Source organism: Neopusillimonas maritima, from assembly GCF_003576595.1.
Taxonomy (GTDB): domain Bacteria; phylum Pseudomonadota; class Gammaproteobacteria; order Burkholderiales; family Burkholderiaceae_B; genus Neopusillimonas; species Neopusillimonas maritima.
Genome location: NZ_NQOU01000002.1, coordinates 299624 through 314617 on the forward strand (window position 1 = coordinate 299624; position 14994 = coordinate 314617).

General features: G+C 51.3%; 14 protein-coding genes and 1 pseudogene. 2 read left to right on the forward strand and 13 right to left on the reverse strand.

Annotated elements, in window-relative coordinates:
* Positions 1-131: 131 nt before the first annotated feature.
* From CJO09_RS06455 to ligA, 4 genes are all read right to left on the reverse strand, one after another.
* Positions 132-1466: a peptidase dimerization domain-containing protein gene (locus CJO09_RS06455; RefSeq protein WP_119441633.1), complete on the reverse strand. Its 1335-nt coding sequence runs from the start codon at positions 1464-1466 to the stop codon at positions 132-134.
* Complete coding sequence (locus CJO09_RS06460) at positions 1463-2695, reverse strand: Rieske 2Fe-2S domain-containing protein (protein ID WP_245961247.1); 1233 nt, start codon at positions 2693-2695, stop codon at positions 1463-1465. The genes CJO09_RS06455 and CJO09_RS06460 overlap by 4 nt, the downstream gene beginning before the upstream one ends.
* Before the next feature lie 104 nt (positions 2696-2799).
* Entirely contained in the window at positions 2800-3639 is an 840-nt protein-coding gene (locus tag CJO09_RS06465; protein ID WP_119441634.1) for a class III extradiol dioxygenase subunit beta, read from the reverse strand.
* Positions 3640-3642: 3 nt separating this feature from the next.
* Entirely contained in the window at positions 3643-4035 is a 393-nt protein-coding gene (gene ligA, locus CJO09_RS06470; protein WP_119441635.1) for a protocatechuate 4,5-dioxygenase subunit alpha, read from the reverse strand.
* Positions 4036-4149: 114 nt separating this feature from the next.
* Here ligA and CJO09_RS06475 point away from each other — a divergent pair, with 114 nt between their 5' ends.
* Positions 4150-5202, forward strand: coding sequence for a LysR substrate-binding domain-containing protein (locus CJO09_RS06475; protein WP_245961248.1), 1053 nt, complete (start codon positions 4150-4152; stop codon positions 5200-5202).
* Positions 5203-5304: 102 nt separating this feature from the next.
* Here CJO09_RS06475 and CJO09_RS15695 read toward each other — a convergent pair whose 3' ends face one another.
* Positions 5305-5679 carry a hypothetical protein gene (locus tag CJO09_RS15695; RefSeq protein WP_218961037.1) on the reverse strand — a complete coding sequence of 125 codons (375 nt, stop codon included), beginning with the start codon at positions 5677-5679 and terminating at the stop codon, positions 5305-5307.
* 134 nt (positions 5680-5813) lie between these two features.
* On the opposite strand from CJO09_RS15695, the gene CJO09_RS06490 reads away from it, so the two are divergent.
* The gene (locus CJO09_RS06490; RefSeq protein ID WP_013741951.1) at positions 5814-6185 is read left to right on the forward strand and encodes a hypothetical protein; all 372 of its coding nucleotides are present in this window, start codon (positions 5814-5816) and stop codon (positions 6183-6185) included.
* Between the two features lie 18 nt (positions 6186-6203).
* On the opposite strand, the gene tnpC is transcribed toward CJO09_RS06490, so the two are convergent.
* From tnpC to CJO09_RS06535, 8 genes and pseudogenes are all read right to left on the reverse strand, one after another.
* Entirely contained in the window at positions 6204-7778 is a 1575-nt protein-coding gene (gene tnpC, locus CJO09_RS06495) for an IS66 family transposase (RefSeq protein ID WP_119441973.1), read from the reverse strand.
* Positions 7779-7869: 91 nt separating this feature from the next.
* On the reverse strand, positions 7870-8214 hold the full coding sequence (tnpB, locus tag CJO09_RS06500; RefSeq protein ID WP_119441638.1) for an IS66 family insertion sequence element accessory protein TnpB: 345 nt from the start codon (positions 8212-8214) through the stop codon (positions 7870-7872).
* Positions 8211-8588, reverse strand: coding sequence for an IS66-like element accessory protein TnpA (gene tnpA, locus CJO09_RS06505; protein ID WP_158582723.1), 378 nt, complete (start codon positions 8586-8588; stop codon positions 8211-8213). The genes tnpB and tnpA overlap by 4 nt, the downstream gene beginning before the upstream one ends.
* A 114-nt stretch (positions 8589-8702) precedes the next feature.
* Positions 8703-9083, reverse strand: a pseudogene (locus CJO09_RS06510) (site-specific integrase); the annotation flags it as partial.
* 211 nt (positions 9084-9294) lie between these two features.
* Positions 9295-9984, reverse strand: a complete 690-nt coding sequence (locus CJO09_RS06515; RefSeq protein ID WP_158582724.1) for a restriction endonuclease — start codon at positions 9982-9984, stop codon at positions 9295-9297.
* A 309-nt stretch (positions 9985-10293) separates the two neighbouring features.
* Complete coding sequence (locus CJO09_RS06520; protein WP_245961249.1) at positions 10294-12276, reverse strand: ATP-binding protein; 1983 nt, start codon at positions 12274-12276, stop codon at positions 10294-10296.
* A gap of 564 nt (positions 12277-12840) precedes the next feature.
* Positions 12841-13053, reverse strand: a complete 213-nt coding sequence (locus CJO09_RS06530) for a hypothetical protein (protein WP_119441640.1) — start codon at positions 13051-13053, stop codon at positions 12841-12843.
* A gap of 24 nt (positions 13054-13077) precedes the next feature.
* Positions 13078-14832: an AAA family ATPase gene (locus CJO09_RS06535; RefSeq protein WP_158582725.1), complete on the reverse strand. Its 1755-nt coding sequence runs from the start codon at positions 14830-14832 to the stop codon at positions 13078-13080.
* Positions 14833-14994 lie beyond the last annotated feature (162 nt).

Below are 14994 nucleotides of genomic sequence, written 5' to 3' on the forward strand. Positions count from 1 at the left end.
TCCTGCTTAACGGTCAACTCACCCACAGCAATCTAAAGGATACGAACTGAACTGCCCAGTAGCCCGATCAGCTAGCTGCTATAACAAAATGCGATAACAACCCTGTACACCTTCAATGTGGCGAATCACCATCACAATCCGACGTCCGCCAAGTTTCGAGTACAGGTGTCTACGAGAGTGCGCAAAAGGACCTCGGCAAGCTTTGACATCCCCTCAACGCTTGCACTTCCCATGGTGTGTTCGCCATTAGGCAACACCTCTGGCGGCAGCCCAATTCGAGCAGTAGGAATGCCATACCGACGCAAGATCACAGCTTCTGTTTGTCCGCTTGTATTTGTCATGCTCTCGTGCTTTTTATGCTCTGTATCAGTCCAGGCTTTAATGCACGATTGAATAATCCAGTTATGTTCAGAGGTTGCGGGGCCATCGACGGCAGCGACGAGTTCACAGTCCAAATTCAATTCGGGCAACCCAATCGAACGCTTAATTACACTCAAACACTCGCACAGTTCTCGCCAAACCCCCATGGGGTCGGATCGCGGACTAATCCTGATATCGACATAAATATCGCAAGCGGCTGGTGTAAATGCCGGCTTATTCGGCCACCCTCCCTGCACAGCACCTATTACACCCTGGGGCTGCACTAACCCGCTTGAGTGGCGGATTGAGTAATCTTGCAACCAACGCTCGAGCAACGGTATGACCTTCGCTGCATGCAAAATGGGATTATTTTCGGGTACGAGATGTTTCCGACCTGCATAGCTTTGCACGCCATGTACACGGATTCGGAACCAACATAAACCGACCTCCTCCCATTGAACGGAGTACCCCGGCTTAGTCACTATGGCAAAGTCAGCTCTCACGCCCTGCTGAAGCATGTACTGGCAACCAACCCCCAACCCTACGTTTCTACGTGACAATGAAGGCCTTCCGCTAACTGGAGCCCCTCCCGCACCAAAACCAAGCAGAATTCGCCCAGACAAAGGCACACACGCTTTCTTAATAGCACGAGCAGCCGCGAGCGCAGCAACGATATGCGCTTTGGAATTGTTTGAAGCCAGCCCAACGACCCTTGTACCCTCAATGAGCGCCTCAGGCTTATGCTCTGGAGGCAAGGATGGTCCGACCCAAGGCACCTCTTCGTCGACAACGCCAGTCGTGGCACTATCAAGAGGGGCAAAAATTAAAACTGAAGGCCCCGCTTGTTGACCAAGCTCTCCGATAACGTTTGCGGACTTCGTATCCAAAACTTGCAAACGAGACGTGATTTCAGCCTCTTCCATGAGCGACGCCAAATGCTCGGCGATAACCCCTTCCTCCCCGGTGGGGCTCGGAATATTTACCAACGAGATTAGCGTACTTAACATCCATTCGGGGTCAAGCTCTTCAAGAGCACGCAAGATATACGCCTCGCGTTCCGCCGCTTCAATATCTGCCGTAGTTTGATCGATGCGTATGCCCATCATTTTTCAACTTCAGATTCGGCTGCACGAAAAAAGTTGCCTGATCCGACAACCCGGGGCGACTCATCGCCAAAACTCACCCCGATAGGATCTTTACCTTCCTGAACAAGCCGAATCTGTTTTCTCATGAGGCGACGCAACATAGCAATCCCTTGATCAGTAGTACCCAGATGTTCTTCGCTATGCAGCGTTATTGGGCCCTGGCCGCACTGAGCCTCCCAGTCACTGGGCCACTGCTGACGCTCCTCCTCGGTCATATCAATCCAGCGTTTGGGGCGATTTTGCTCCGTGTACATTTGACGAGGCCGCGTCACACTCGGATCGGAGTCAGCGGGCACGCGCATCACATGAAACCGCCTATGATGCGTATCATCAACGGGTACCACCCAGCCCATGGTCGTAGACAACCCAGCCTGAAGATGAACATCTGGTGTACTAATGATGTTTGGAAATATCGCGGGGGAGCGACGATCCAACTCACGACCATCCGGCAACTGTCGATAAGCCGTATACCGTATGCCATGCTCCGTCATTTCGTAGCTAACTTTTGGCATTACCGCCATTTCCTTTGCAAACTGAGTGGCGGTAAACGTAGAGTGCAGCACTTGAACGTGAAACGGATCCAACGTGTTTTCCCAATCTTGCAACCAGTTCCACGGAAGTATCTTTACGGAATCGTCCCCGCCCACACTGAAACTCGAATCAGTGGCAAAAAGCTTTACCTCAGCCGGCAAGTCCTCAAAAATATCCCAACGCGGTAAATCGGGCGTTTTGTCCGGCGGCCCCATATATGCGAATACAAGCCCATAGCGCTCTTCAACGGGATACCAGGGCTGACGCACTTTATCCCTATGAAGGCCTCGTTCCGGTTCGCAGGGCTGATCAATACAACGCCCTTGAACATCGAATTGCCAACCGTGATAACAGCATCGAATTCCTTCATCATCAACCTTGCCATAGAACAACGAGGTACCTCGGTGAGCACAACGGGGCAGTAGCAACCCAGGACGCCCCCTGCCATCTCTGAAAAGAATCAGGTCTTCACCAAGAATCCGTACCTCCTGCGGTCGTGTCGTCACATTTTTCGACACAGCAACGGGATGCCAATAACGTCTTAAATATTCTCCACCAGGCGTCCCCGGACCCACAAAAACCAATTCACTGTCGTACGTTTGAGTCGGCCGTCCATAGGCATTCCCTTCTGGATGTGATTTGATGTTTGCTACTTTCATGTATGGCTCCATTAACAATGGGAAACGATAGGCATTCAGACGCACACAGTTCGCCGACTTTTATTTCTCAGCTCAAAACGTGTTTACGTGATAGAAACTAATGCTTAACGGTCTTCAAAAATCATGTGCCCGAGGGCCGTATTTGAGGCGGGCACATGGTAGAAACGATGAACAGCCCGAGCGGTTGAACTCAGTGCGCCCCGCATAACCAACCACATCACCAGTTCAATTCCTTCAGAACCCGCTTCGCGAAGGTAATCAATGTGCTGAATTTTTGCAGCCTCTTCCGGGCTATCTGTGAGCAGATCCATGAACCCGTTGTCAAATTCCTTATTAATTAATCCTGCTCGAGTCCCCTGCAATTGATGCGACATACCGCCTGTACCCCAAACCATGACCTTCAAGTCCTGATCAAAAGACTCAACCGCTCGGCGAATTGCTTTACCAAGGCTGTAACAGCGATTGCCCGTAGGCGGTGGAAACTGAACTACATTAACGGCAAGTGGAATAACCCGACATGGCCAAGCGGAAGGTTGGCCAAACATCATCGACAACGGGACGGTTAATCCGTGATCCACATCCAATTTGTTGACAATCGTGATATCGAACTCATCCAGAATGACAGACTCCGCGATATGCCAGGCCAGTTCGGAATGGCCTTCAATTGTGGGTACGGGCCGTCGCCCCCAACCCTCATCAGCTGGCTGAAAGCGCTCTGCACAGCCAATTGCAAAGGTGGGGATAATATCTAATGAAAATGCCGCCGCGTGGTCGTTATAAACAAGCACGACCACGTCTGGTCGCTGTTCCGAAATCCACTTTTTGGAAAACTCAAAACCTGAAAAAGCCGGCCGCCAGTAGTCATTACCCGTTAAACCATTATCTATCGCGACACCCAAAGCCCCGACATGCGATGTTGCCACTCCTCCAATGATCTTCGCCATAAACTATTGTTCCTTGTCCTGCTTTACAGAAACGTCCGGCTTTCGCCCGCCCTTAATCATCATCTGTTGAAACTCTTCAACAGGTACCCCGCACATACGAGCGGCAATCTGTTGGAAAGAATGCCCATCCACCGCCGCAAGCTTACTTAGAAAATATATATTCCCGCCCAGCTCAAGTAGCCGGTTATAGTCACGATCCAAGATGGCTTGACACTGGCCATCTTCAAGCGAATGTTTTTCTATGTAGCCTCGCTCGTCCGTTTTAAAAGCCGTACGATTCGCCTCAAACTGCAACGTCATGCACCACATATTTAAGGCATAACCACGACGCGAATGATCGGCGTCAAAAACCGTCGTGCCTGGTATTTTTCTTAGGGCTTCTTTCAGGGCATTCATATTTGCTTTCCACGAGAAGTGACCCGTAGCCGGGGCATCCGATTCTAAACAACACGCTAAGTATTTCCACCAATTGTTCGCGCCAGTCCGACAACCGATGATGAATTCTCAGCTATGCTCGTTGGCTGGACAAGATCGGTTGATATCTATCAGATATCTAATTTCGGAATAGCATCAGGAGGCGGTTTACGCCGCTTTGAAATGGACCTCAAACAACTTCAGTATTTTTTATGCGTTGTAGATCAAGGCAGTTTCACCAAAGCAGCCAGGATGCTGGATGTTGCTCAACCCGCACTTAGCCGCCAAGTTCGCCTTTTGGAAGTGGAGCTTAGACAAAACCTGTTAACAAGAACAGGGCGTGGCGTTGTTGCAACCGAAGCCGGGAAACTACTTGCGCAGCATGGCCATCTAATCATGCATCAAGTTGATATTGCTCACGAAGAGCTGGATAAGTTACGGGGAAATACAGGCGGGCATGTCACCGTCGGGCTTCCAACAGGGTTGTCCAAATTACTAGCGGTGAAACTTATATCCGAAGTGCGAACACGTTTACCTAACGCACAGCTGTCAGTCAGTGACGGTCTATCGGTTTCAATGCAAGAATCCATTCTTAATGGTCGACTGGACATGGCTTTGCTATACCGGCCCCAACCTTCGCCAGATATCGACACTACCCCGATTATGAAAGAGGAGCTTTATCTCGTTTACGGTAGCTGTAACGCCGGCAAAAATTCCCCTATCACGTTAAGGGATGTTTCGAAATTACCTTTAATTATTCCGCAACGACCACATGAAATCCGTAACGTGGTCGAAACGAAAATGACTGAGGTTGGATGTAAACCCAACATAATGCTAGAGGTCGACGGCGTGTCCGCCATATTGGATGTTTTGGCAACAGGCCCTGGGTATGCAATCTTGCCGCTTTACGCTGTCGCCATCTATTCGAAACTCAGTCGCTACCACTTTCAACCTATCATTTCACCCGCGCTAGAAAGTACTTTATCGCTTGCGACCTCATCCAAACGCCAATTGACTTCCACCCAAAAAGCGGTTGAAGAAATTGTCCTTGAAATATGCCACGATACCCTCGTGCCAGCGATCGAAAGAGAAATGAAAGACTTAACGACAGAGTTACGAACTATAACGAACTCAACCGCTAACGCATGAATTCCACCGAGAGTTGCCCGGGGAGTCCATGGCGCGTGCGTTCTAACGGGCAACGCGCCATCGCCCCCCCGGCAGAGCCATGACCCAACGGTGGTCTTTGTATTAAAGACTGAATACCGGATGATTCGGACCCACCTGAAGTGACTCTCGGGCCCAATCGGCTGCGTTTAACTCGTGTTTTAATAACACAGAAGCTGCCCGCACATACTGAGAGTCAGGGTCCAGACCAGGTGGAGAAACACCTTGATCCAAATTGTTGGCATGACGCAGAAGCATGCGCCTAGCCATGGAGATCGCCTTATCAGTCGGAACCAAGTTTTCTTTAGCGCGATTTTGTATGGGTCCCATACTTTCTTGCAGCGAAGCATCTTGCATCGAAAAACCCTCCACGCCGCTAAACGAGCGCCGTTCACGCTGAGCTTCACGATCTATCAAATAGTCATTTCGCTTATTGGCAACCCAATGGCAGTCACCCATGAGTCGACTATCCGAGCGTATTGCCTAGTCGACAAGTGCAAAGACGGTAAGCGCCCGGCGAACACCGTCTTGACTTGGGCGTGAGGCTGCTCAATGAGTAAAATCCACTCCTCAGTGTTTTTCGTTGAATAGTCATGCCCGAAGTTGATCACGCCACCATCAATCGCAACTTGATTCTCATCGTGCCCAAGCAAGCGGCGCTGGACTGGATCAGGAGTGTTGATTCACAACCGATTGAGGGGCTTACCTTGGACGAGCTGCGCCAAGAACAAGAGGTCTACCTTATATCGCCGGACATCATTAACACGCCTGAGCAGGCCGAGCAATGGGCGCTCCAGCGCTTTAGCGTATTGTTTGCGTCTTTTTTGGACAGCTGGTTCACTGACCAGGCACTTTGGCCCAAGCGTCGCACTCGCAAGATGTTCCTAGAGTGGTTTGAAGTGCAATACCACTCGACCATCTGGGATCTTTCAACAGCCCCTCTTGAGCACGAAGAGTGGAATTGAGCAACCGCTGTCCGGTACTTAAAGCGCGACGTTCCAGGGCAGCAGCTGGTCAACCCGGTTCACCGGATGGTCGGCGATCACGCTCAAGACATGACGCAGATACGCTTGGGGATTGATGTCGTTCAGCTTGGCGGTGCCAAGTAGGCTGTACATCGTGGCCGCGCGTTCACCGCCCGCGTCGGATCCCAGAAACAGGTAGTTTTTCCTGCCCAGGGCTACCCCGCGCAACGCTCGCTCGGCGGTATTGTTGTCGATCTCAATGCGCCCATCGTCCAGATAACGCACCAGTGCCTGCCACTGATTCATGGCATAAGCGATGGCGTCGGCCGTATTCGATTTGCGCGAGATGGTCGTCAACTGTTCGCGCAGCCAGGCATGCAGCGCGATGGCGAGGGGCTTGGCGTGTTCCTGGCGAACCCTTCGCCGTACGTCCGCTGGGCTACCGCGGATGCTGGACTCAATCTTGTAGAGGGCGGCGATCCGATCAAGCACGTGCGTCGTAATGGGCGTGGCACTTTTAACGTGGATGTCGTAGAACTTACGTCGGGCGTGCGCCCAGCATCCGGCCTCTAGCACACGGCCTGATTCATAAATCTTGTCGTACCCGGCAAACGCATCGGCCTGTAGGATACCGATGTAATCCTTCAGGTGCGTTTGCGGGTGGATGCCGCGCCGATCGGGCGAGTAACGTATCCACATGGCCGGCGCTGTCGTATCGCCACTGGGCCGATCATCACGAGCATAGACCCACAGGCGCGCCTGGCGTGTCTTGCCAGTGCCCGGCGCAAGTACGTTGATCGGGGTATCGTCCGTATGCAGTTTGTCGGCGCTAAAGACGTGGCGGCGTAGCGCCTCCAGTAAAGGGCGCAGCAATTGGTGCACCCCACCGACCCAGTCACCGACGGTGCTCTCACTTAAACTCACGTTCTCGCGCTCGTAGATCTGGCACTGGCGGTACAGCGGTTGATGGTCCAGATATTTGCTGACCATGACATGGCTCAATAGCCCCGGCCCCGCGAAGCTGCGGGCAATGGGGCGGCTGGGCGCGGGCGCTTGCGCCATCCGCTCGCAACAACTGCACGCCAGGCGTGGGCGCACATGGCGAACGATTCTAAAGCTGGCCGGCACGTGTTCCAGCACATTGCTCACGTCCTCGCCCAGGCGCGTCCACGCGCCGCCGCAGTCGGGGCAGGCAGACTCCTTGGGAAGATGTTCATGCACGTCGCACGGCAAGTGCTCGGGTAATGGCCGACGCTGCGGCGCGGGGCGCGAGGCAGGCGCTTGGGCCGATTCAATGCTTTGCGCGCGTTCGCCCTGGTTAATGTGCAGCTCTTCGAGTTCGAGCTGCAATTGATCGATTTGGCCCGCAAGCTTCTCAGACTTCTGGCCGAACAAGGCGCGCCGTAGTTTATCGAGCAACAGCGTCAGACGGGCAATTTCTTGTTGATCGCCCTGCTTATCCTGACGCAGGGCTTCGCGCTCTACCTGCCACGCCGCGCGCTCTTGCTCGAAGGCGTCGATCTGGGCGGATTTGGCCGACAGCAACGCCTTCAGGGCGTCGATATTGTCGGGCAGTTGGGTGCGGTTGAGCATGGCCGTCATTATACTAAATAACGACTGTTTCCTCTATGAATAAAAGGCTGGAAGACCAATAAAAATGCGGCTCTCAAGCGTTTTATTAACACTAGACCTGAGTCGGTTTATGCGTGCGAGCGGGCCGACGCCAGTCGATCCCCTCGAGCAGCATCGATAGCTGCGCGGGGGTCAGATGCACGGCTCCTGATTCGGCGCTGGGCCACACGAAATGACCGCGCTCCAAGCGCTTTGCCAGCAGACACATGCCGTCGCCACTCCACCACAGCACCTTGATGCGATCGCCCTTGCGCCCACGAAAGACAAACACATGACCGCTAAAGGGATCCTCAAGCAGCGTGGCCTGCACCGTTGCCGCCAGGCCATCGAAGCCACGACGCATATCGGTTGCACCGGCTGCCAGCCAGACCCGGGTTCCTGCCGGTAAGCCGATCATTCTCGTAGCGCCTGAATGAGGCAGCGTAACGTAGGCAAGTCTGCTGCGCCATGGATCACGACACGCGCGGCTGGGAAGATCAGTTCGACGCCAGAGATCGCCGGCCTATCTTGCCCGTCAATTATCTTGGCCGGTTGGCGCGGTGTGGATACCGGTGGCGCCGCTATCTGCACCGGCAGCAGCAACGGCCCTTGGCTAATTGGGCCGAAGTCGCCACGCCGATACTGCCAGCGCCAATTGTGCAATTGGTTGGCATTGATGCCGTGCGCCAACGCAACCCGTGCGATCGACGCGCCAGCGGACATCGATTCCTGCACGACCTGACGTTTGTACTCGACCGGATAGCGGCGTCGGGGGCTCTGCGAGGAACTCACTACACAAAGAGAATCGCTCATGAAAATACGTGTACATCTCAAAAAATACATGGACACGTATCTTGATGAGATTTAACCGAGACTTCTAGACGGTACAGGGCGGGCCGTTACCAAAGACGCGTGGATCCTGCTTGAGAAAATGAAATCATCAGCGCGCAGCTGTTTGTAGCGTATCCATGTTGCCAACGATTCGCGCGTTTGCTCAGTAATTTCAAATTGCACAGGGCGTTGGGTTTTTTGCTGCATAACAATCGCACGAGGTGCCACCTGCTCTCCGTGTGCGATATCTCGGACTCGTAGTTTCACCAAGTCGCATCCTCGTAGCTTGCTGTCAATCGCGAGATTGAAAAGAGCAAGATTACGGATATTATTCGACAGCTGTAGCCGGACACGGATAGCCCAGATGTCCTTGAGTTTTAATGGCGCTTTTTGCCCAACGAGTTTACCCTTGTTCCAGGGCTCGTGCGTTAAAGCAGTGTGCATATTCGGTTTCATGACAAACTCCTTTTTGTAGGGAAAGGAGTTTTAGTTTGCTGATAATCACGAAAACCCGATAGGTCGTCGAGTGAAAATATGATCAGACGCTATTCGACCCAAAGCGGTAATTGCCTGTTGAAAAAGCGGTCTTAAATGTTGTGGGTAAGGGGCGGCCCGCTTGCAGGAGGACCAGCGGAGGCCGGAGCGGTCCGCTGGAATGCCTGTCAGCCTAAAGTTTGTAATTTCTAATCCATTGCAGGACATCCTGAATGTCTTTTAGCTCCATATCCCATCTACTGCGGACTTCATCATTAACATATCGAATGGCGTCTGGCGTAAAGGTTGACGTCGTAGCAATGACTGACTTGTTCGGACCATTTCTAGTTGAATGGACGCCGTAAACTTCCCTGACGATACCCACATCGACCTTGCTGTCTAAGGCATGCCTTTTGCACTCGATGAAATAACAGGTTTCAAGCCCTAGAACGTTCCGATGAATCGCGATGACGTCCTTACCTCCATCGCGAGTTCTCTTTGTCAAAGTCACCTTATAGCCCTGAGCTCTAAATATTTCAGCAACTATTTCCTCGAACTCCCTTGTTGTTATTCGATAGATGTGGCTGCTGTCCTCTTGTATAAGATTTATGAGTTGCGGGATGGTATTTTGGATCTCTGAAATATCGGTTATCAACCTGCTTTCAGGGACGTATATTTGTTTGGCAGGCGGAAGCCAGATTGGACTCTCGTCCACAAACTCCACTTCGGCAACTTGAGTGATGGTTGCCCCGGTAGCGTTCATGGATAAATTATTGAGTACACCTTGTGGATATTCAACTACGTGCAACTCAATTGATATATTGGATTCGCAATTATCACAGTCGACCTCTAGCTCACCGAAATAGTAGGTTTCTGGACCCATACCTCGCTCCGTGCCAGAAATGGGTTCGAGGTCGAACCAGCTTGATGGTACAAAATTGGGTGTTCCGCATTTCGTGCAATTGAAATCAACATTACCACTCAGTTGCCACATAGGTATCGAATTCCGACGATAAAGGCTAACGCAAAATCGACGTCAATTTTGCAGGGTTTCTTGGATTTGTAAGAGATAACTTGTCGATTTTCATTGGCATACGGCAGAACGTGGCACCGCTGACATACAATGCCCTGTTCTCGCTGTTGAATGCCGCAAAGAGGTAGTTGTAGGCTGCGATCCAGTTGACAGCAGAAGTCATTTTGCCACCGCTGATTCCGTCTCCACCAGATCAGGCTGCTGCACGGCGATGGGCTCAAAGAATTTTTCCAAATCTTCCTGCTGCGACAAAAGGAATGGGGCTTCTTTGACCTTGTCATAGAGCTTCAGAAGGCGTTGTTCAGCCCGGCTCAAGATAATGCTATACAGCAATGGCTGAATCTTCACCTTGTCGTTGTCTTCGGTGCGGGTGCCACCCTCACCACTCTCAATCTGATCTCCCAGAACAAAGCCATCCACCCGCGTCTCAGGCTGGATATACCCCTTTTTCTTCAACTCTTTCACATACTTCCAAATTTGTTCCTTTTCCTTAGACCCGAGTGAGAGCTTGGTGGTCTTCAGGTCAACAATGACAAGATGGCCCACGCCCGTCTCTTCGTGATCTTCGTTATAGGATGGAAGGGAGTAGAAGCCAGTGCTGCCATCACCGCGGATCACAAAGTCTGGTCTATTTAATGAAGCCTTGTCGGCCTTACCATCAAACAACTCGCGGATGACTGTCGTCATGCCTTTGTTGGACGTAAAGTGAATGGATTCAAACTTATCTCCAAACATCCAAAGGCCTTTTGCAAAGAGCGGCTGGAGTTCCTTGACTTCATCGATACCTGTAACTTGTATCTTGATGCGAAGTTCGTTGATGACCCTCAAGCGGCTCTGAATTTCGTCAAGGACAATCTTTGCCATGCCAATGGTCCACTGGCTCAGGACTTCATGAAGGGCATCTAGATCATGCGGGTCTTGATTGTGCAGGATTTCTAGCAAACCATACTGCGATTTGCTCTTCTCCAGCTTCGCCAGAATACTGGTCAGTTGCACGATCTCCTGTTCACCGAAGTTTGGGCAGGTATCCACCACCTCATTAACGAATGTTGTGACACGATCCTTGCTCAAAAGAGGCAGGGCGTTGACGGAGTGCCCCACTCGCTCAAGGACGGCGCTACGCTTGTCTTCCCGTTCGGCGGCACTGGTGTTGTCAATGATCTCCCGAATCTTTTCTTGGACGATTGGTCTGGTCACTTCCCATGCTACGTTTTTTTCAACAAAGCCTGACCAATCTTCCTTGACGGCATTTTCCTTGTTGAGAAAGTCAGCTTGAACGATAAAGGTGAAGCGCTTAGCCTTCTCAGTCCTGCCGTCAAGAATTCGCTCAACGTCATCACCACGCCAACGACATTCACCCACAGCTCGGTTCATGACCCACCACGCGATGCCATGCTGCTTCGTCGTCTTGTCGGCTTTGCGGGTATCGATGTGATAGATCTTGACCGTGCCATAATTAGGCACTTCAACGTCCACGATAGAAAGGGACGACTGACCGATGTCGGCAAACGAAATGGGGGTACCATTTAAAATCACCTTGAACGAAGGGTTTGCAAGAAACCGGCCCCCTAGAAGCTCACGTAGCTGTTCTACGGACAGGTTGATCTGTCGGATTTCACCTTCACCTGTGATTGCCGTACCATGTCCCACCGCATCCTTGTCAACGAACTCCACGAGTTCTATGACAAGCGGCTTGCTGGGTGTCCTGCTGACCTTGCAGACGAACTTCTGACCATCTTTGATTGACGTGATCTGGTAGCTTTTGGTGAGGCAAAAACTGGCGAATCGACCTTTGCCATTCTTGCCAAATACGACGCGCGGAATACCTTCGACACCTGAAGGTGGTGCCGTTGTGTCACCACCTTTGGCGATACGGTTATAGGATAGGGCTCGCCAGATGTAATCAAACTCTGCGAGGGTCATACCCTTCCCATTATCAGAGATGGAAAACTGCTGGTTCTTCTTCGGATCGGGCCAAGTTATGTTCACTTCAGTGGCGTATGCATCCCAGCAGTTGGCAACAAGCTCAACAATGGCCGTACTGGGATTGGTGATGATAGAACCGGCCCAACTCTCAAGAAACCTGTCTTCATAAAAGAGGTCTTCTTGCTGCAAATTTTTAGTATTTGAAGAATCAGCCACCGTGTCTCCCAAATCATCGTCTAGTGTATCGTCAGCATCCTCATCCCATCTTTTCAGTGATGCGTGCGGCGCAGTCTGAAATATCGGTACAACTTATAGAGACTCAATGAGCGTGCCAATATCACTCCAGCGGAAGCAATTCCGGTTCGCTCCGCCATCTCCCGCGACACTCTACCTATACCCGCTTTGGCATCGCCATTGACTGACTGCTCTCGGCCGGACAGCGGCTATTTTTACTATGGTACAGTCTGATTGTAAGCAAATATCACACTTCTGTCTGCTTGCCATTCCTGTGCGGCATCAACTTCAATACCAAGGTATCGCATCATGCTGTCGAGCTTGGTGTGACTGAGAAGCGATTAAATTGCTCTCAGACTTTGCATGCGGCAGTAGATTAGGGATGCCTTTGTCCTTTGCATTGTCATTGTTTGCGTTCCGTAAACCGTCCGCTCCTGGCCGAAGGCTGACGTGCGCCAGCGGCAAGGCGCGGTGCTGAAGGAGTCTTCTTTCTGAGATTGAGCACATCCCAATATACTTTGATGCCACCATTATTTCTTTTTGTGCTTATTTAAGCAATGTGTGAACTTCATTGCTTAGTTCCGTTGCCAGCCAGAGTATTCGGTCTTGATCTTCAGGCGAAAGTTCGGTGAAGTTCTCATACCCAGGCCCTGATATCAAAATCAGTAAAGCACGCAGTTGAGAGGCCTTTGCTGTCAGTAAATCGTAGTTATCCACAGGCACAGAGAACTGTCCTTTTTTTTTAGGTTTTGCTTCCATATTCGGTTTCCCTTTTGATGAGAGTTAATGCACTTTATGTGTTTGCTCATTACCAAGCAAATCCAAGATAGCGGCCCGCATCTCCCGGGGAGATAGGCCGACCAGTTTTGCTCGCTGTTCATCTGTTAGCGTCACGGCCCCTTCGGGCAAGTTCCACATTTTTTCCAGGTTTCTGACTACGCCGCTGATCAGGACGGGCGCATGATCCTCTCCTGGTGGCGGAAAGTGTACGGGCCGAAGGCGCGACATTAAGGGTTCAGAAATTGTCTCCAGCGAATTAGCGGTGGTGATGTAAATACAGTGCGATAAGTCGCACTCGGCCATCAAATAAATATCGTGATAACGTTTTGCGTTTCCGGGTTCGAGCAAATCCAATAATGCTTCCTGCGGATCGCCGCCGTTACTGTACCCAGCATGCGCTTTATCAATTTCATCGAGAACGAATAAAGGGTTGGGTACCTGCGTTTGATGAATGAACTCAACAATCTTTGACGGGCGCTGGCCTGCCCACCCACGAGTAACGCCTTTCAGCACTTTTGTATCGCACATACCCGCAAGGTTGATAACCGAGCTTGGCGTCTCCAATAGCTCGCTTAAGCGCTGCGCAAAACGCGTTTTGCCTGTCCCAGGTTTACCCACCAACAGTACCGGTGCCATACCCAGTCGTGTCACACCGTGGCGCCGGCGGGCGATCAAATCATTCATTACGACGCGAATAGCGTCTTGCGCCCAAGGAAACTCGCTGAATAGCTGTTCGCGCATGCGCAGCAGCTCCTCTAAAACCGGAAAAGTTTTAAACCGCACTGGCTTTTGCAATGAGGCATACTGCTTTAAAACAAGTAGGTCATCTCGATCACTGGAGGCAGGAATTTGACCTTTAATCACAACCAGCTGATCAACAGCGTTGGTCTGTGCCTGATGGTTGGCCTGGGACACATTACGATCATCAGAACTGCCCGGCTGAGTCTCTGTACATTGCTTTACAAGTTGGGGGATATAAGAAGAAACGATGTATTTTTGTTCGATGAGCAATTGTTTTACTTCGTCTGAAATATCGTTACTCATTGACTCAATCAGGCGATCCCAAAACGGCGCAAACCATTGAAGTGTTTTGAATCGCTTGACGATCAGTGGCTCATCACCGTTGTACTTACGAATGCTCTTTGGCGGCTCGTCAGGTAAAAGCAGCAAGTAATTAACAATACAGCTCACGGCGCACTGATGCGCTTGCAGATCCCAGTGCTCAAAATTGTTTTGAGAGGCAGTGAGTGTTAAACGGATGCCTTCATACCAGGCCTGCGCGACCCGGACATCAATGCGAAATCGTGCATTGTCTTTTCTCGCCCTTAACTCCGGCAACGGGTTTGTGTTCAAGTCAATTGAAACTTTTAAATCGCATTGCTTGAGCATCTCATTGGCAAGTTCCCATACGCCGACAATACTGCCTAATTGTTGCGCCAACTCAAACCAGGCAAGTGACTCACTTCGACCAAGCTGTGCTGGCGCAGCCGGCGCATTATGTTTTACAAAACGACCAACCTCGACAGCCGCTTGCGCGCGACGGTGGTTTGACTCTTTTTCATCTACGAGAACATGCAGCGTTTCGCGCATTGCGTCATGGAAAATAGGCGCATCTGGTGGACTCAAATAAATTAACGTCAAGAAATCATCACCAAAAAAGCCATTAAAGGGAATTTGGTCGATCAGCGATGAATCGTCTCTTTCCACGTCTAGTTCGGGTGCTTGATGGACTCGGTCAACAAATACTCTGAAACTCATGTGTTTTCTCCACGCGAGCACAACCAACAGGCGAGCGCTGGCCCTGCTCATGCATACAGCTGATAAAAATAGGGGAATTAAGATGACCCGCGCGAGTGTGGCGGGTTAGCTGGTTCGCGTGTGTATTCGCTGACTTAAGAGTGTTGCGGCAGGCATAAAAAG

Excerpts from the sequence above, each read along its gene's own strand:
- CJO09_RS06515 (WP_158582724.1), bottom strand. The coding sequence starts at position 9,984 with ATGGGTCCAGAAACCTACTATTTCGGTGAGCTAGAGGTCGACTGTGAT.
- tnpC (WP_119441973.1), bottom strand. The coding sequence starts at position 7,778 with ATGCTCAACCGCACCCAACTGCCCGACAATATCGACGCCCTGAAGGCG.
- ligA (WP_119441635.1), bottom strand. The coding sequence starts at position 4,035 with ATGAATGCCCTGAAAGAAGCCCTAAGAAAAATACCAGGCACGACGGTT.
- tnpB (WP_119441638.1), bottom strand. The coding sequence starts at position 8,214 with ATGATCGGCTTACCGGCAGGAACCCGGGTCTGGCTGGCAGCCGGTGCA.
- CJO09_RS06535 (WP_158582725.1), bottom strand. The coding sequence starts at position 14,832 with ATGAGTTTCAGAGTATTTGTTGACCGAGTCCATCAAGCACCCGAACTA.
- CJO09_RS06530 (WP_119441640.1), bottom strand. The coding sequence starts at position 13,053 with ATGGAAGCAAAACCTAAAAAAAAAGGACAGTTCTCTGTGCCTGTGGAT.
- CJO09_RS06490 (WP_013741951.1), top strand. The coding sequence starts at position 5,814 with ATGCCCGAAGTTGATCACGCCACCATCAATCGCAACTTGATTCTCATC.
- CJO09_RS15695 (WP_218961037.1), bottom strand. The coding sequence starts at position 5,679 with ATGGGTGACTGCCATTGGGTTGCCAATAAGCGAAATGACTATTTGATA.
- CJO09_RS06465 (WP_119441634.1), bottom strand. The coding sequence starts at position 3,639 with ATGGCGAAGATCATTGGAGGAGTGGCAACATCGCATGTCGGGGCTTTG.
- CJO09_RS06460 (WP_245961247.1), bottom strand. The coding sequence starts at position 2,695 with ATGAAAGTAGCAAACATCAAATCACATCCAGAAGGGAATGCCTATGGA.
- CJO09_RS06455 (WP_119441633.1), bottom strand. The coding sequence starts at position 1,466 with ATGATGGGCATACGCATCGATCAAACTACGGCAGATATTGAAGCGGCG.
- CJO09_RS06475 (WP_245961248.1), top strand. The coding sequence starts at position 4,150 with ATGCTCGTTGGCTGGACAAGATCGGTTGATATCTATCAGATATCTAAT.